We start from the raw sequence: 15,854 nt of genomic DNA on the forward strand, positions 1-15,854 counted from the left end.
TCGTCGTGACAAGTCTCGATGATATTGTCCGGCCATTGCCGGACCTGTTCATCCTGAGTAAGGCAATGACAGGTCGTAAAAAAGCGGGACGAAACCCGGAGTGGAAACCGGTTTCATCCCGCTTGTTGTCATTCGCTCGGAATGCTAGGGCCATTCGCGACAAGCGTGCGGCCAAATTTTCGGAATGCTACATGATTCTCTGCTCCGATACTAGCCCTCGGCAGCCGAATCCTTGAGCCCCAACACGTCCTGCATGTCGTAGCGCCCTGCCGACCGGCTCGAGAGCCAGTTCGCCGCGCGCACGGCGCCCCTGGCGAAGGTCATGCGACTGCTCGCCTTGTGGGTAATCTCGATACGCTCGCCTTGAGTGGCGAACATCACCGTATGCTCACCCACGATATCGCCGGCACGCACGGTGGCGAAACCGATTTCCTTGTCGGTACGCGGCCCGCATTGCCCCTCTCGGCTGAACACGCCGTGTTCCTCGAGGCTACGCCCCAGCGACTCAGCCACCACCTCGCCCATCTTCAGCGCCGTTCCGGAAGGTGCATCGACCTTATGGCGATGATGCGCCTCGATGACCTCGATATCGTAGCCTTCGTCCCCCAGCGCCCGTGCCGCCGTTTCCAGCAGCTTGAGCGTTAGGTTGACGCCCACGCTCATGTTAGGGGCGAATACCATTGGCACCCGCTCGCGGTAATCGTCCAGCGCGGACAGCTCTTCGGCATTGAGGCCAGTCGTACCGATCACCATGGCCTTGCCATGCTCGGCACAGAATGCCAGATTGCTCAGCGTGACCTGCGGCGAAGTAAAATCGATCAGCACGTCGAAGCGATCGACAATTTCTCGCAGCGACGCGACTGCGCTCAGGCCCAGCCGCCCTTGTCCCGCCAGCTCGCCGATATCGGCGCCTACCAGCGAGCTATCCGGCTCGACGACGCCACCGGCCAGATTCGCCTGCGCATCCTGGTCGACAGCCGCCACCAAGGTGCGCCCCATACGACCAGCCACTCCCATAATGGCGATCCGGGTCATATTGCCCCCTCCAGTAGGATATCTGCGCGAGAGTATACCAGAGCCGGCCCCACATCCGGCCATGCAGCCTCACGCGCCTTGCACTAGGCTGGATAACAGCTTGTTTGCATTCGCCTTCCTGGAGACTTTATCGGGCATGCCGCGTCTACTCTTCTGCTGTCTGCTGGCCGCCCTGAGCGGCTGCACTGCGGTTCCCCGCCAGACCTCTCTGGCGTCAAACACACTGCTGGAGTCCACCTCTCATCTGCATTGGTGCGGCACGCTGGCGCTGCCCGGCAAATGGCACAACGAGACTCCGGCAGGCGGCCTGTCGGCACTGGGTTGGGACCACGACGAGTCTCTGCTCTACATGTTATCCGACCGCGGCTGGCTGCATCGCGCCCGACTCGAATTCCGCGGCGGCAAGCTGGTGGGTCTGGAGCCCCTGGAAACCTATGCCCTGCGCGGTGCCGACAATGCGCTGCTTGGCTCGCCGGACAATGACGCCGAATCGTTGCTCCTGCAGCGAGCGGACAACGGGATTCGCGGCGATACTACGCTATTGATCGGTTTCGAGCAGAACGCACGCCTCCAGCGCTTTCTTCCCGATGGCAGTCCACGCGGAAACGCCATGACGCCTCCCGGCCTGCGCGGCGCCCAATCCAACGGCGGCCTGGAGGCGCTAGGCCGGCATGGTCGCGAAGGCGTGATTGCCGGCCTCGAACATCCCCCGCAAGGCATGGCCGAAGGCACGACACGGCTATTCGCGCTGGCCAGCGGCGCCGAATGGACCTATCCCCTAGCCGATGCCTACCACAGCGGCCTTACCGCGCTGGAGATACTCGACGACGATCTGCTCGCCCTGGAGCGCGCCTATGCTCCGCCGGCCTCGCTGACCATTACGCTGCGCCGTGTCAGCCTGGGCGCCAACGGCGATCTCACCGTCAAGACGTTGGCTCGGCTGGAGACGGGTGCAGGCTGGTCGGTGGACAACTTCGAAGGGCTGACACGTTTGGCCGACAATCGCTACTTGATGGTCAGCGACGACAATTTCAGCCTGCTGCAGAAGACCCTGTTGAGCTGTTTCGAGGTTACGTCCGACGGCTGAGGGTATCCCGTCGCAGCAACAGAGCGATGGCAGTCACCACCAGCAAGCTGCCGGGCAGCCATACCCAGTCGATCCGCTGCGGATGCTGGGCGAACAGCAGCAGCATCGAGACGAACGGCACGAGATAACCATAGGCGGTTACCGCCGCCGGGGTCAGCGCGGCTGTGGCCCGCTGCTGCAGCCAGAACGTCAGGGCACTGGAAAACAGACCCAGATATACCAGCAGCAGGCCATCCAGAAGCGTCATGCGCCGCAGTGCCGCCGTCGTTTCTACCCCCATGCCCAACAGACCAATCAGTCCGCCGCCCAACAGCAGGCTCCAGAAGGTACGCTGAGCCGCGGAATTCGGCAGCCAACGGCGTGCCAACCCCCATTTGGTCAGCACCGGATAAAACGCCGAGGCCACGCAACCGGCAAAGAACACCCCTTCTCCGCGACCCAAGTGCAAGGCGGCGAGGTTACCCCCCGACTCGGCCCAGGCCAGCCCCAGCGCCCCAAGCGCACCCAACCCCAGAATCCCCAACAATCCCCAGGCGCGCTGCTCCACACGCAGCGCCAACCCCAAACAATACGCCATCAACGGCACACTGACGAAGAGCGTCGACATGCTCAACGCACTGGCCCGATGCGCGGCCCAGAACATCGCCCCAAAGAAGCCCGCCAGGCACGCTCCCATCGCGACGTACAACCCCAGCCCGCGAGCTCCCGGCCAGGCCCCAGCCTCGTGAAATGCCAAAGGCGCCAGCGCCGCCGAGGCGATGGCAAAGCGTATGGCCGTGAGCAACATTGGTGGCAGCCCCTCGCTCAGCAGCCCCACCGCCGGAAAGGAAAACCCCACCAACAGCGCCCATATCAGCATGCCGGCATGAGCCCGCCGCACGGGGGGCGGAGCATTATCTTTCCTCGAAGGTCTTCGTCCCGCCGGCAACGCCGCCTCCTGCCTACCGCGAGGCATTCAGCAACCCATGCATTCCCAACCCGGCCAGCAATCCGCCTCCCAGGCGCTGCACCAGGCGTGATGAGCCTTGCTGACCCTGCAGCCACTTGCGCAGCGGCACCGCCAGCAGTACCACGACCACGTCCGCCGAGGAGAACAGGAAGTTGGTGGCAATCCCCAGCCACAGCAATTGCCAGGCAACCGGCATGGAAGCTTCAGGCTGTACGAACTGCGGCAGGAAGGCGACGAAGAATAACGCCGTCTTGGGATTGAAGACTTCGACGATGATGCTATCGCGCAGGGCGTGGCGCGCATGACGGCTGACCGCCGATGACGCCTCCGCCTCTGCGGCCCCCAGGCCCAGACGCCAAATGCGCCAACCGGCCCACAGCAGATAGACGCCCCCGACAACCTTCATCGCTACATAAGCCGGCGGTACCGCTGCAAATAGCGCGGCCAGACCAAGCGACGCGGCCACAACGTGTGCGTAACATCCCAGGTGCACGCCAAGCACTGCCAGCCATCCCGCCCTGCGACCCCGGGCCAGTGTCTGTGCAGCGGTGTAGAGCATGGCGGGCCCAGGCAAGAATGCGAAGCCCAACGCGGCGATGACAAAAGTCCATGAATTCAAACTCGGCACTCCCTAGCAAAAGCTCCCTGAACAAAGCAGCGTACTTCACCGATTGCCGATTCACCACTGGCAGGCGCCAAATGCAAAAGCCCCGAGACCGTGTGGCCCCGAGGCTCTTCATTTTCAGGCAGGAAGCGCTTCTTACGGCTTCATATCCTCGAAGAACTTCTTTACGCCATCGAACCAGCCATCCTTCTTTGGCGAATGGCTGTTGCTTCCGCTCAGGCTGTCCTGGAGCTGACGCATCAGGTCTTTCTGATGCTCGGTCAGGTTGACCGGAGTTTCCAGCACCACCTTGCACAACAGATCGCCCGCCGGGCCGCCGCGCACCGGCTTGACGCCCTTGCCGCGCAGACGGAACAGCTTGCCGGTCTGGGTTTCGGGCGGGATCTTGAGCTTGACCCGGCCTTCCAGCGTAGGGACTTCCAGCTCGCCACCCAGGGCGGCATCGACGAAGTTGATCGGCACTTCGCAGTGCAGATGACGGCCGTCACGCTCGAATATGGCGTGCGGCTTGATTGCCACCTGAACGTAGAGATCGCCGGGAGGCCCGCCATTGATGCCGGCTTCGCCCTCGTTGTTGAGGCGAATGCGATCCCCGGTATCCACCCCGGCGGGAATCTTCACCGACAGGGTGCGTGTCTCGCGCACGCGGCCTTCGCCGTGACACTTGCGGCACGGCACCTTGATGACCTCGCCCCGCCCATGACAGCTTGGACAGGTCTGCTGTACGGCAAAGAAGCCTTGCTGCATGCGCACCTGCCCCATGCCATGACAGGTCGGGCAGGTATCCTTGCTCGAGCCGGGCTCGGCGCCATGGCCATCGCAGTGCTCGCACTCGACATGGCGCGGCACACGGATATCGACGGTAGTGCCGGTCACCGCATTTTCGAGATCGAGCTCGAGGTTATAGCGCAAATCCGAGCCACGCTGCGGCGCATTCGGGCTGCGCCGGCCACCGGCACCGCCGAAGATATCGCCGAACACATCGCCGAAAATATCGCTGAAGCCACCGGCCCCGGCCCCTGCGCCGAACCCACCGCCCGCCTGACCATCCACGCCGGCATGGCCGAACTGGTCATAGGCCGCGCGCTTTTCGTCGTCGGACAGGACTTCATAAGCTTCGGACACCTCGCGGAACTTCTCCGCTGCAGTGTCATCGCCCGGATTGCGATCCGGGTGGAATTTCTGGGCGAGACGACGATAAGATTTCTTGATCTCTTTCGAATCAGCGCCGCGCTCGACACCCAGTACTTCGTAATAGTCACGCTTGGACATGGATCGGTCCGCCTCCGTGTCTGAACCTCGGAAACAGCGACGCGGGAGTCATCTTGGCCCCCGCGCCGCCGGCTTCCGTGGTAACGTCAGACGTCCTGGTTACTGCTTCTTCTGGTCGTCGTTGACTTCTTCGTATTCTGCGTCAACCACGTCGTCTTCCTTCTTCTCGCCGGCTTCGGCCTGCCCTTCGCCCGGCTGAGCGCCATCGCTCTGCTCGGCATACATCTTCTGGGCCAGTGCGCCGGAAGCTTCGGTCAGCGCGTCGAGCTTGGCCTGGATGACCTGCTGATCGTCACCCTTCAACGCCTCCTCGAGTTCGCTGATCGCAGACTCGATCTTCTCCTTATCGCCGGCATCGGCCTTGTCGCCGGCCTCGGTCAGAGTCTTGCGCGCCGCGTGGATCATGCCGTCGGCCTGGTTACGCAGCTGGACCAGTTCCTCGAATTTCTTGTCCTCGTCAGCATGCGCTTCGGCATCGCGGACCATCTGTTCGATTTCTTCATCGGACAGACCGGAAGAGGCCTTGATGACGATCGACTGTTCCTTGCCGGTCGCCTTGTCCTTGGCGGACACATTCAGGATACCGTTGGCATCCAGATCGAAAGCGACCTCGATCTGCGGCACACCACGCGGCGCCGGCGGAATGTCGGCCAGATCGAAGCGGCCCAGCGACTTGTTCTGACCGGACTGCTTACGCTCACCCTGCAGTACGTGAATGGTCACGGCCGTCTGGTTGTCGTCCGCGGTCGAGAAGGTCTGGGTCTTCTTGGTCGGGATGGTAGTGTTCTTCTCGATCAGCGGCGTCATCACGCCACCCAAGGTCTCGATACCCAGGGTCAGCGGAGTAACGTCAAGCAGCAGCACGTCCTTGACATCGCCACCCAGCACACCGCCCTGAATGGCGGCACCGATGGCCACGGCTTCATCCGGGTTGACGTCCTTGCGCGCATCCTTGCCGAAGAATTCCGCAACCTTCTTTTGCACCATCGGCATGCGCGTCTGACCGCCGACCAGAATCACGTCGTCGATCTCGGAAGAGGACAGCCCGGCGTCGGCCATCGCAGTCTTGCACGGACCGAGGGAGCGCTGCACCAGATCCTCGACCAGCGACTCGAGCTTGGCACGGGTAATCTTGACGTTCAGGTGCTTGGGACCGGTGTTGTCCGCCGTAATATACGGCAGGTTGACTTCGGTCTGCTGGGCGCTGGACAGCTCGATCTTGGCCTTCTCGGCGGCTTCCTTGAGGCGCTGCATGGCCAGGGAATCACCGGACAGGTCGATGCCGCTGTCCTGCTTGAACTGGCTGACCAGATAGTCGATCAGCTTGAGATCGAAATCTTCACCGCCCAGGAAAGTGTCGCCGTTGGTGGCCAGTACCTCGAACTGGGTCTCGCCATCGACATCGGCCACCTCGATGATCGAGATATCGAAGGTACCACCGCCCAGGTCGTAGACGGCAATGGTCTTGTCGCCACGCGACTTGTCCATGCCGTAGGCCAGCGCGGCCGCTGTCGGCTCATTGATGATGCGCTTGACTTCAAGACCGGCGATACGTCCGGCATCCTTGGTCGCCTGACGCTGGGAGTCGTTGAAATAGGCCGGTACGGTGATGACCGCTTCTGTGACTTCCTCGCCCAGGTAGTCCTCGGCGGTTTTCTTCATCTTCTTGAGCACTTCGGCGCTGATCTGCGGCGGAGCGAGCTTCTTGCCCTTCACCTCGATCCAGGCATCGCCATTGTCGGCTTCGGCGATACCGTAGGGCACCATCTTGATGTCCTTCTGGACCACGTCATCCTTGAACTTGCGCCCGATCAGTCGCTTGACGGCGTACAGCGTATTGGTCGGGTTGGTGACCGCCTGGCGCTTGGCCGCCTGACCGACCAGCGTCTCGCCATCGTCGGTATAGGCGATAATGGAAGGTGTCGTACGGCCGCCTTCAGCGTTCTCGATTACCTTGGCACTGTCGCCATCGAGTACGGCGACACAGGAGTTGGTGGTTCCCAAATCGATGCCAATAATGCGTCCCATGAGAATACCTCGAAATCGTTGCTTGCCTGTTCATTGCGGCCTGCGCCGCCTGCTTGTCATCTATGTGGGGGCGCAGCGGATCCTTTCAAGGGCTTCCGTCGCGTCCCGCTGGGAAAGTTTCATCAACCGGGTGTGACGAAACTTTCAAGGGCGCCCCATCAACTCGCGGCTTGACTGACCACAACCATCGCCGGGCGCACCAGGCGACCATTGAGCAGATAGCCCTTCTGCATCACGTCCATCACTGTATTCGGATCCAGCTCGGGGTTGGGCACCATGGCCATCGCCTCGTGGTACTGCGGGTCGAACGGTTCGCCCTGCGGCTCCACCGGCTCGACGCCAAACTTGCCCAGCACATCGAGCTGCAGCTTGAGCGTCATGGCGACCCCTTCGCGATGCACCTCGCTGGCCTCTTCGCCCATGGCGTCCAGCGCCTTCTCCAGGCTGTCGACTACCGGCAGTAGCTCCTTGACGAACTTCTCCAGCGCGAACTTGCGCGCCTTTTCCACGTCCTGCTCGGCACGCCGGCGCACGTTCTGCGCTTCGGCCGCCGCACGAATGGCTTGATCCTTGGCGTCGGCCAGCGACTGCTCGAGCTCTTCGACGCGCGCCGCCAGCGTTTCCGCCTCGGGGTTCACCATGATGCCGTCATCGACTTCGGCCTGCTCGGCCGCTCTAAGCGTGTCCTCCAATTCGCCCTCTAGCGCCTCGTCGTCGAGCGATTGCGGCTCGTCGTCACGCGCAGGCGGGACCGCTTCTTCATCGGTGGGAGTCTGGGGATCTTTGGTCATGTGCAATCTCCTGAAATCATGAAACGGCCCACGGGCCGCGATTAGCAAAGAGTTGCCCCTTATATGGGGATGCCAATAACGATCTCAAGCCGCAAGTACAGATGTTACCCATGGGGAATTGAAGCAGGTGTCGCCCTACTGTATAAACAGCCAGAACAGAGGCGCCGACACCCACCGGCGCGAGACATGCCGGAGGTAGCCATGCTGATACAGCTTGCGATTCGCGATTTCGCCATCGTCGACGCGCTCGACCTGGACCTGCGCAGCGGTATGACGGCGATTACCGGAGAAACCGGTGCCGGTAAATCGATCCTGCTCGGCGCACTGGGATTGTGCCTGGGCGAGCGCGCCGATGCCGGGAGCGTACGCCACGGTCGCGACCGCGCCGACCTCACCGCCCGCTTCGACATCACTCGGCTGCCGAACGCCCGCGCCTGGCTGGAATCCCGCGAGCTGCCCACCGAAGACTGCCTGCTGCGGCGTACGGTATCCGCCAACGGCCGCTCCAAGGCTTGGATCAATGGTCAACCCAGCACCGTGGCCGACCTCAAGGCGCTGGGCGAGAATCTCATCGAGATCCATAGCCAGCATGCTCATCAGACACTGCTCCACGAAGACATGCACCTACGCCTGCTGGATGATTTCGCCGGACATTCCCAGGCTGTTACGGAGCTGCAGGATGGTTTCCGGCACTGGCAGGCGCTACGGCGCAAGCTCAAGCGCCTGGCCGAAGATGGCGATGAGCTGCAGGCCCGGCGGCAACTGCTGCGCTACCAGGTCGAGGAACTGGATCAGCTGGGCCTGGGCGAGGAGGAACTGAGCGGCCTCGAGCAGGAACAGGAACAACTCGCCCACGCCGAGGAATTGATCACCGAGGCTCAGTTTGCGGCGGAGTGCTGCGATAACGACGAAGGCGGAGCACTGCATCTGTTGACACAGGCGATGACCCGCCTGTCGCAACTGCCGGGTAGCGAGCATGGCGCCTTGGCCAACGCGCTGGGCATGCTCGGCGATGCTCAGATCCAGGTCGAGGAGGCGGCACGCGAGCTGCACCGCTTTGCCGAGAATACCGAGCTCGACCCCCAACGCCTGCTTGAGGTGGAATCGCGTCTCGCCGAAGTCCACCGCATCGCCCGCAAGCACCACGTCATGCCCGAGGAACTGGTCGAACTTCACCAGCGCTTGCGCGATGAACTCGTCGGACTGGAAAGCGGCGACCATGACCTGGAAGCCCTGACGGCTGAAGTCGAGGCCCTGCGTGACAATTATCGCTTGCGTGCGCGTGCGATCAGTGCCGCCCGCTGCGAAGCCGCCACTGCCTTTGGCCGGGAGGTTCAGGACCAGTTGGCGTTCCTGGCCATGGGCAAGGCGACCTTCGAAGTCGAGGTGGAAAGCCGAAACGCCCCTCAACCCAACGGCCTGGATCAGGTGCGCTTTCTCATCAGCGCCAACCCGGGGCAGCCGCCACGCCCTCTGGCCAAGGTCGCCTCGGGTGGCGAGCTGTCACGCATCAGCCTGGCCATTCAGGTGGTCGCGGCTATCCATTCGACCATTCCCACGCTGGTCTTCGATGAAGTCGATGTCGGCATTTCGGGGGCTACCGCAGAGATTGTCGGGCAAATGCTGCGCCGGCTCGGCTCTCAGGGGCAGGTCATGACCGTGACACATCTGCCGCAAGTCGCCGCCCAGGCCCATCAGCACCTGCACATCGAAAAGCAGGTGCATGACGACACAACCCTGACCCAGATGGCACTACTCGATACTTCCGGCAGGGTGCGTGAACTCGCGCGCATGCTGGGCGGCGTTCACCTCTCCGACCGCACCCTGGCCCATGCCCGCGAGATGCTGGACGCCAGTCAGCATGCACACCACTGACGGCTGAAGCCAGCGCGGGACAAACAGCTCAAGGACGCAAAAAAGCCACGGACGGAACGTCGTGGCTTTTTCTTCAAAAGTAGCGTGCTAAAAAGCAGCGTTTATCACCGATAGCGACTAGCGACGATGACCACCACCTTCCTGGCGGCGGGTCGCTGTCGAGCCCTTGGGGCGTACGTAAAGTACCAGCGCATGATCGACCAGCTCAAAACCCCGCTCTTCGGCGAGTTCACGTTGGCGACGCTCGATTTCAGCATCGTAGAACTCGACCACTTCCCCGGTCTCCAAGCACAGCATATGATCATGGTGCTCTTCCTGGGACATTTCGAATACCGCATGACCACCGTCGAAGTTGTGACGGACGACGAGACCCGCTGCCTCGAACTGCGTCAGCACGCGATAGACGGTTGCCAGGCCCACATCCTCGCCTGCATCCAAAAGCGCCTTGTAGACGTCTTCAGCGCTCATGTGCAGGTCTTCTTCGCGAGTCGCCTCCAGGATTTGCAGTATCTTGACTCGGGGCAAGGTGACCTTTAGACCTACCTTGCGTAATTCCTGGTTTCTATCGGCCATAGTTGCTCTTCGCAGTAACTTGTTGAGTCGGGTATGATCGACCAAAGCAAACGATAGTGAAAGATAGGCGCAAATGCAAAATCTGATTAAAACAGTGACTTTTTCCGTTGCCCTGACCCTGGTCAGCGGCTGTAGCTACTTCGGCGTGTATAAGCGCGACTTGCCCCAAGGCAACCTGATAACTCAGGACATGCTGGAACAGCTCAAACCCGGAATGACCCGTGAACAAGTGCAGTACATCATGGGCAGTCCTTTACTGGAGACCCCGTTCGCCCGCGATCAGTGGGACTACGTCTTCTATCTCGACGAGGCGTATGGCGGCACCGTGCAGAAAAGAGTGACGCTAAGCTTTCAGGGAGAGCGTCTAGCCGATATCAGCAAGTCCGGCGATATCGACGCAGACGTGGAAATGACCTCCGATACCGGCCCCGGCCCGGCGACGGAAACCACCGACGCGCTGCCCAACCTGATCCCCAGCGGCCCCTCCAATGCCCCGCGTGGCGGAGCGCCTTCCAGTACGCCGACCGACAGTGAACTGCCCTGAAGCCTTGGGCCTGAAACCCTCGAATCAGGCCTTGTGGCTGATCCGAGCGGCGCGCTCGGCGCGTGCCTGCTTGGGGTCAATCTTCAGTGGCCGGTAGACCTCGACACGGTCGCCGGCACTCAGCGTGTATGCCTCGGGATCACGCAGCAGTTTACCGAAAACCCCTAAGTTCGCCCGTTCGAACAGCGTCGCTGGCAAATCGGGAAAATATCCCGGCAAGCCAGCACGTTCCACGGCCTCGCGAGCGGTAGTCCCCGGCGGCACGTGCAGCGGCACGATCCGCTGCCGGTCAGGCAAGGCAAACGCCACCTCGACGGTCATGAACCCCTTCGAACCCAGCGTCTCAGGATCGCCCATATAGCTCGTCTGCACGCTGTGTAAAGGAGGCCACCAATTGGCCCGCAACCTGCTGGAACAGCTTGCCAAACGCCATGCCGAGCAGGCGATTGGAGAACTCGAACTCCAGCTCCAGGCTTACCCGACAAGCCTGCTCCCCCATGGGCGTGAATAACCAGCGCCCCTGCAGACGCTTGAAAGGGCCGCTGGCCAATGTCAGGTCAATTCGCTCGGGAGGATGCAGCTCATTGCGCGTCGCGATACTTTGCTCTACGCCGCCCTTGGCCAGCGTCATTTCCCCGACCAGGTAAGACTCCCCTTGATCGAGAACACGGGCCCGTTTGCAACCGGGCAGGAATTCCGGATAGCGTTCGAAATCGTTGACAAGATCAAACATGGCCCTGGACGAGTGCTTTACCAGGGCAGATCGATTGACAGTGGGCATGGACTCTCCGCTGACTTCGTCGCGCCTTGCGCGTATCATAATCGGTTATTTCGCCAATACCTTGAATGATATCACGCTTCACCCCATCTCGGAGGGGACGAGAAGGTAGGGCATATCGAGACTGAGGATTCATGGCCAAGAAAAAAACTAACGCGCCCGGCAATAGCGTCATCGCCCAGAACAAGAAGGCACGCTTCGAATACCATATCGAAGACACCTTCGAAGCCGGCTTGGCGCTAGCGGGCTGGGAAGTCAAAAGCCTGCGTGCCGGCAAGGCGCAGCTCACCGACACCTATATCCTGATCAAGGATGGCGAGGCATGGCTGCTGGGAAGCCATATCATGCCGCTGAATACCGCCAGCACGCATGTCATCGCCGACCCGACGCGCACGCGCAAGTTGCTGCTGCACCGCAAGGAAATCGCCAAGATCTTTTCCCGCACCCAGGAGAAAGGCCATACCTGCGTGCCGCTCAAGCTCTACTGGAAAAAGAACCTGATCAAGTGCGAGCTGGCGCTGGTGACCGGCAAGAAGCTGCACGACAAACGCGCCACCGAGAAAGACCGTGACTGGCAGCGCCAGAAAGGGCGCATCATGCGTGATCAAAACAAGCAGTAACTGTTTTTTTGTCCAGCTACTGGTGTTCTGTCAGAAAAACTGCTATCTTTTGGCAGTTCTAAAGGGGGCGACATGGCTTCGACGCCGGGAGCAACCCCTAAGGTGCATGCCGAGAGCGTGATGTATCTCGTAAATACCACATCACAACTAAATAGTCGCAAATGACGAAAACTACGCTCAGGGTGAACTGCTAGCCGCGTAAGCTGTTAGCGTTTTGCCTGGCCCCGATGTGATGTGCCTATCCATCACTGAGGGGATACGAGCTAAAGCTGATAGGACCGCGGTTGGCGGCGTCTTCACGTCAACCGTCAAAAATTTGGAGACTCGCGGTGCTGGATCCTGCTCGTCGGAGCCAGTACTGCTAAATTAAAAGACGAAACTAAGCATGTAGAGCCGAAGGGCGAGTACCGGCGGACGCGGGTTCAATTCCCGCCGCCTCCACCAAATCGAGGTTTCAGGACATCCCAAGCGATACCGGAAACCGCACTAGAAAGGGCCTCAGGGCCCTTTTTTCGTTTGTGTACGTTATCCATCCCTACTGCCTGCCCCTTCCCTTCTGCCCCCACTCGTCATGTCAGGCATATCGCCAGCGATAAGCAGAATCCCCTCCTTCACTCCCTTCCTGTAAGGCTTCGTTGCGTTGATACAAATCAATAAAAAATGTACCCAAAATACTACTTTTTAAAACGTCACCACCGACAGCCTCTCCACAGGAGATTCGAGGATGAAAGGCAACGCCGCCATCCGGCACAAAGCTACCATTGCAGCCGCGATTTTAAGCGCTCTCTCTCTTAATCCGAGCTTTGCCGCCCACAAGGCGGGTGAAGGCCCGGCGAGCATTACACCGGACGTGACGTACACGCTGCGCACCGATATCCTGGAGGGCCAGCTGGTTTACGTGGGAGAGAAAGGTAATATCAAGGGACAGGTCAATCCCGACCTTCGAGCTCCCGAAGGGGCCGTCGTGCAGATCAATCTGGTGAATGGGGATGGTGCCATTCATGATATCACCTTTCCTGATTTCGACGCCGACTCGGAAAATATCAGTGGCAAGGGATCAGCCACCGCTATTGTCTTTCGTGTCGACAAGAACGGAACCTACCAGTACTTCTGCACGCTACCCGGCCACAAGACTGCCGGCATGACCGGCAAGCTCATCGTCGGGGAACCTCTTGCCCAAGCCGAGAGTAGCGCAGCGGATATCACCCAAGATCCCCATGCGGTCGGCGAACCCGTCGGTCAACGCGGGCCGCAACAGATGACAGTGAACCTCGAGACCACCGAAGTCGTCGGACAACTGGCCGATGGTTCCAGCTATAAATATTGGACCTTCAACAATAAGGTTCCCGGCCCATTTCTGCGCGTGCGAGTCGGCGATAGCGTCACGCTCAATCTTGCCAACGCTCCAGACAGCAGCCACATCCACTCGGTGGACCTCCATGCCGTCACGGGCCCCGGCGGTGGCGCAGCCGTGATGCAGGTTGCCCCGGGCCAGTCCAAGAGTTTTACCTTCAAGGCCCTGAAACCGGGACTTTACGTCTATCACTGCGCCACACCGATGGTGGCCCAGCATATTTCCAACGGCATGTACGGCATGATTCTGGTCGAGCCGGAGGGCGGCCTGGCGCCAGTGGACCGCGAGTTTTATGTCATGCAGGGCGAGATTTATACTGCTGAACGTCACGGTAGTCAGGGTTTACAAGAATTCTCGCTCGACAAGATGCTCGACGAGAATCCCGAACACTTCACATTCAACGGTGCCATGGGCGCCCTGACCAAGACTCACAAGATGGAAGCCAAGGTCGGTGAAACCGTGCGCATCTTCTTCGGGGTAGGTGGCCCTAATGCCACCTCAAGCTTTCACGTGATCGGCGAAATATTCGACAGGGTTTATGACCAAGCGTCGCTGACCAGTACTCCACTCACCAACGTACAAACCACTACCGTCCCTCCAGGAGGGGCTACCATGGTGGAATTCAAGGTCGATTATCCAGGCAAATATATTCTGGTCGACCATGCCATTTCCCGGATGGAAAAAGGACTTGTCGGCTTTCTCAATGTGAGCGGCGAAGAAGATGACGCCCTCTTCCGCACGCTGCACGATACCGATCCGGCCTCTGACCATTGATGCTTCACTATCTTGACAGAGCTAGAACAAGGCCCGCCGTTAGCGGGCCTCATGTTATTACAAGTAGCATCACTGGCAATACTATCGCTCTATTGCGCCAAGCGTTGCGCTTCCTGAACCTGCGTCCGCGACATTTCCTGTTCCAACGATTCACGGGCGGCTTTTGCCTGCGCATCGCCGGCTTCGGCGGCTTGAATCATCCACCGCAACGCCTTTACCGGATCCCGGGGTAGCCCCTCGCCATTGGCGTACAGGCTACCCAAGGCGTACTGCGCTTCTGTCAGCCCCTGCTCCGCGGCCTTGCGATACCACCTTGCCGCTTCAGGATAATCCTGAGCCAGCCCTTGGCCGCGTGCATACATCCGCCCCAAGCTGTACTGGGCGTGCGCATCGCCTCGCTCTGCCATGGGCTGCACGAGCTCAAGTGCCCGCTCATATTCACCGCCGCCCTCTTGTGCCGTCATCTCCTCGCCATAAGCCGCGTCGCTTACGGCACTATCTTGTGCCTGAGCAGTTGCCGTCAGGCTCAGGAACAATAGGGCTGCGAGAGATCCGCCCCCTGCCAAGCGCTGCCTAGCCATATCGCCCTCCTCCTTGATTGCGGCTTAGTGATGACAGTGTGGCAAAAACAGCCACCATCGCCACTCAGGGTCGGCACACGATAATCGCGGTTACTCTCGGATAGACATAAAAAGCCACCCTGCGGGTGGCATAACGGTACAGTTGCTTGCCTTGAACATGCGTCGCTGGCTATCTCCAGCCATCAACGCCCAAAGAAAGACGCACTCACCACGAGCGCGCCCGGGCTGTAGAACCCGCGAATAGCATTTGCCCTGCAGAAGGCTGATGTATCGCCGACATGGCCCGTTCAAGATCATCACTTTTACACTTGAACGCATGGCACTCGGCACAACGAATATCCTGGGTCGCCTCTTCCAGCGAGGGGATCATGAACTGATCTCCACCGCAGACATTGCAACGTAGGTCCAACGAGACTTTAAACATGGCCGGTTACTCTTGTAGCTTTCTAGCATCGACTCAGCAGCTTGAGCTGCGGGACTTTAAGATCAGTATCTGGTTCAGGAGAGCCGCACCATGGACTCTCTGAACATCATCATCAGGCGTGGATGCCCATCTGCCTGGCGACGGCACGCGTCTTGAGACAGGCTTCAATCAAGGGTGACGGAGACTGGCGGGACTCGAGCCCCTGACGGGTGTCGATGAACTCGCCACAGTCGTGGCAGGTAATCTCATCCCAAGCGTGAGTCGTCTCGGGCGAGATCAGATCGTGGCTTCCACAGCGGGAACAGGTCATGGAACCGAACATGCGAAACCCTCCTTGGTTCGATAAACGTCAACAGGCAGGCCTGTCAGCGATGCAGTTCGCATTTCCAAACTGGCAGAAAAAAAATCATTAAACAAGCACAGTACCAAAAATTACATTTAGCAAAATATTCATACATTTAGTGCCGCTCATGTTTGCCCTTTGCGTTTGCCGTCGCTTGCCATCTTAAACGCCTTTCAATCATTGCCGCTTCAGCACTACGCA

General features: G+C 60.1%; 16 protein-coding genes and 1 other RNA gene. 6 read left to right on the forward strand and 11 right to left on the reverse strand.

Annotation, left to right across the window (positions count from 1 at the left end; translation table 11 throughout):
- Nucleotides 1–210: 210 nt before the first annotated feature.
- Nucleotides 211–1,035, reverse strand: a complete 825-nt coding sequence (gene dapB / locus ACW4DH_RS03510) for a 4-hydroxy-tetrahydrodipicolinate reductase (protein ID WP_459634978.1) — start codon at nt 1,033–1,035, stop codon at nt 211–213.
- A gap of 100 nt (nt 1,036–1,135) precedes the next feature.
- Between dapB and ACW4DH_RS03515 the strand changes: the two genes are divergently transcribed.
- Nucleotides 1,136–2,122, forward strand: coding sequence for an esterase-like activity of phytase family protein (locus ACW4DH_RS03515; protein ID WP_459634979.1), 987 nt, complete (start codon nt 1,136–1,138; stop codon nt 2,120–2,122).
- Here ACW4DH_RS03515 and ACW4DH_RS03520 read toward each other — a convergent pair.
- The 5 genes from ACW4DH_RS03520 to grpE form a co-directional block, all read right to left on the reverse strand.
- On the reverse strand, nt 2,106–2,981 hold the full coding sequence (locus ACW4DH_RS03520; RefSeq protein WP_459634980.1) for an EamA family transporter: 876 nt from the start codon (nt 2,979–2,981) through the stop codon (nt 2,106–2,108). The two genes, ACW4DH_RS03515 and ACW4DH_RS03520, sit on opposite strands and share 17 nt — an antisense overlap.
- Before the next feature lie 82 nt (nt 2,982–3,063).
- On the reverse strand, nt 3,064–3,690 hold the full coding sequence (locus ACW4DH_RS03525; RefSeq protein ID WP_459634981.1) for a LysE family translocator: 627 nt from the start codon (nt 3,688–3,690) through the stop codon (nt 3,064–3,066).
- Nucleotides 3,691–3,831: 141 nt separating this feature from the next.
- A complete protein-coding gene (gene dnaJ / locus ACW4DH_RS03530) occupies nt 3,832–4,968 on the reverse strand; it encodes a molecular chaperone DnaJ (protein WP_459634982.1) in 1,137 nt (378 codons plus the stop codon).
- Nucleotides 4,969–5,067: 99 nt separating this feature from the next.
- Nucleotides 5,068–6,996, reverse strand: a complete 1,929-nt coding sequence (dnaK, locus tag ACW4DH_RS03535; protein ID WP_459634983.1) for a molecular chaperone DnaK — start codon at nt 6,994–6,996, stop codon at nt 5,068–5,070.
- A 158-nt stretch (nt 6,997–7,154) separates the two neighbouring features.
- Nucleotides 7,155–7,787 (reverse strand): nucleotide exchange factor GrpE, encoded by a 633-nt coding sequence (gene grpE / locus ACW4DH_RS03540; protein ID WP_459634984.1) that lies wholly within the window; start codon nt 7,785–7,787, stop codon nt 7,155–7,157.
- Nucleotides 7,788–7,988: 201 nt separating this feature from the next.
- On the opposite strand from grpE, the gene recN reads away from it, so the two are divergent.
- Complete coding sequence (recN, locus tag ACW4DH_RS03545) at nt 7,989–9,662, forward strand: DNA repair protein RecN (RefSeq protein WP_459634985.1); 1,674 nt, start codon at nt 7,989–7,991, stop codon at nt 9,660–9,662.
- 117 nt (nt 9,663–9,779) lie between these two features.
- Here the strand turns inward: recN and fur are convergent, their stop codons facing one another.
- Nucleotides 9,780–10,235: a ferric iron uptake transcriptional regulator gene (gene fur / locus ACW4DH_RS03550; protein WP_459634986.1), complete on the reverse strand. Its 456-nt coding sequence runs from the start codon at nt 10,233–10,235 to the stop codon at nt 9,780–9,782.
- Nucleotides 10,236–10,308: 73 nt separating this feature from the next.
- Between fur and ACW4DH_RS03555 the strand changes: the two genes are divergently transcribed.
- Nucleotides 10,309–10,779 (forward strand): outer membrane protein assembly factor BamE, encoded by a 471-nt coding sequence (locus ACW4DH_RS03555; protein ID WP_459634987.1) that lies wholly within the window; start codon nt 10,309–10,311, stop codon nt 10,777–10,779.
- 24 nt (nt 10,780–10,803) lie between these two features.
- On the opposite strand, the gene ACW4DH_RS03560 is transcribed toward ACW4DH_RS03555, so the two are convergent.
- Both ACW4DH_RS03560 and ACW4DH_RS03565 read right to left on the reverse strand, forming a co-directional pair.
- Nucleotides 10,804–11,136, reverse strand: coding sequence for an RnfH family protein (locus ACW4DH_RS03560; protein ID WP_459634988.1), 333 nt, complete (start codon nt 11,134–11,136; stop codon nt 10,804–10,806).
- A complete protein-coding gene (locus tag ACW4DH_RS03565; RefSeq protein ID WP_459634989.1) occupies nt 11,123–11,560 on the reverse strand; it encodes a type II toxin-antitoxin system RatA family toxin in 438 nt (145 codons plus the stop codon). The genes ACW4DH_RS03560 and ACW4DH_RS03565 overlap by 14 nt, the downstream gene beginning before the upstream one ends.
- A 131-nt stretch (nt 11,561–11,691) precedes the next feature.
- On the opposite strand from ACW4DH_RS03565, the gene smpB reads away from it, so the two are divergent.
- The 3 genes from smpB to nirK all read left to right on the forward strand — a co-directional run bounded on the left by smpB (nt 11,692) and on the right by nirK (nt 14,305).
- A complete protein-coding gene (gene smpB, locus ACW4DH_RS03570) occupies nt 11,692–12,177 on the forward strand; it encodes an SsrA-binding protein SmpB (protein ID WP_459634990.1) in 486 nt (161 codons plus the stop codon).
- A 63-nt stretch (nt 12,178–12,240) separates the two neighbouring features.
- Nucleotides 12,241–12,621, forward strand: a transfer-messenger RNA (tmRNA) gene (gene ssrA, locus ACW4DH_RS03575).
- A gap of 280 nt (nt 12,622–12,901) precedes the next feature.
- Nucleotides 12,902–14,305 carry a copper-containing nitrite reductase gene (gene nirK / locus ACW4DH_RS03580; protein WP_459634991.1) on the forward strand — a complete coding sequence of 468 codons (1,404 nt, stop codon included), beginning with the start codon at nt 12,902–12,904 and terminating at the stop codon, nt 14,303–14,305.
- A gap of 89 nt (nt 14,306–14,394) precedes the next feature.
- Here the strand turns inward: nirK and ACW4DH_RS03585 are convergent, their stop codons facing one another.
- A complete protein-coding gene (locus tag ACW4DH_RS03585) occupies nt 14,395–14,886 on the reverse strand; it encodes a tetratricopeptide repeat protein (protein WP_459634992.1) in 492 nt (163 codons plus the stop codon).
- Between the two features lie 536 nt (nt 14,887–15,422).
- On the reverse strand, nt 15,423–15,632 hold the full coding sequence (locus ACW4DH_RS03590; RefSeq protein ID WP_459634993.1) for a hypothetical protein: 210 nt from the start codon (nt 15,630–15,632) through the stop codon (nt 15,423–15,425).
- Nucleotides 15,633–15,854: the final 222 nt, after the last annotated feature.

This window comes from Halomonas sp. WWR20, assembly GCF_054602495.1.

Excerpts from the sequence above, each read along its gene's own strand:
- dapB (WP_459634978.1), bottom strand. The coding sequence starts at position 1,035 with ATGACCCGGATCGCCATTATGGGAGTGGCTGGTCGTATGGGGCGCACC.
- ACW4DH_RS03520 (WP_459634980.1), bottom strand. The coding sequence starts at position 2,981 with ATGCTGATATGGGCGCTGTTGGTGGGGTTTTCCTTTCCGGCGGTGGGG.
- dnaJ (WP_459634982.1), bottom strand. The coding sequence starts at position 4,968 with ATGTCCAAGCGTGACTATTACGAAGTACTGGGTGTCGAGCGCGGCGCT.
- dnaK (WP_459634983.1), bottom strand. The coding sequence starts at position 6,996 with ATGGGACGCATTATTGGCATCGATTTGGGAACCACCAACTCCTGTGTC.
- grpE (WP_459634984.1), bottom strand. The coding sequence starts at position 7,787 with ATGACCAAAGATCCCCAGACTCCCACCGATGAAGAAGCGGTCCCGCCT.
- recN (WP_459634985.1), top strand. The coding sequence starts at position 7,989 with ATGCTGATACAGCTTGCGATTCGCGATTTCGCCATCGTCGACGCGCTC.
- fur (WP_459634986.1), bottom strand. The coding sequence starts at position 10,235 with ATGGCCGATAGAAACCAGGAATTACGCAAGGTAGGTCTAAAGGTCACC.
- ACW4DH_RS03555 (WP_459634987.1), top strand. The coding sequence starts at position 10,309 with ATGCAAAATCTGATTAAAACAGTGACTTTTTCCGTTGCCCTGACCCTG.
- ACW4DH_RS03560 (WP_459634988.1), bottom strand. The coding sequence starts at position 11,136 with ATGGGCGATCCTGAGACGCTGGGTTCGAAGGGGTTCATGACCGTCGAG.
- ACW4DH_RS03565 (WP_459634989.1), bottom strand. The coding sequence starts at position 11,560 with ATGCCCACTGTCAATCGATCTGCCCTGGTAAAGCACTCGTCCAGGGCC.
- smpB (WP_459634990.1), top strand. The coding sequence starts at position 11,692 with ATGGCCAAGAAAAAAACTAACGCGCCCGGCAATAGCGTCATCGCCCAG.
- nirK (WP_459634991.1), top strand. The coding sequence starts at position 12,902 with ATGAAAGGCAACGCCGCCATCCGGCACAAAGCTACCATTGCAGCCGCG.
- ACW4DH_RS03585 (WP_459634992.1), bottom strand. The coding sequence starts at position 14,886 with ATGGCTAGGCAGCGCTTGGCAGGGGGCGGATCTCTCGCAGCCCTATTG.
- ACW4DH_RS03590 (WP_459634993.1), bottom strand. The coding sequence starts at position 15,632 with ATGTTCGGTTCCATGACCTGTTCCCGCTGTGGAAGCCACGATCTGATC.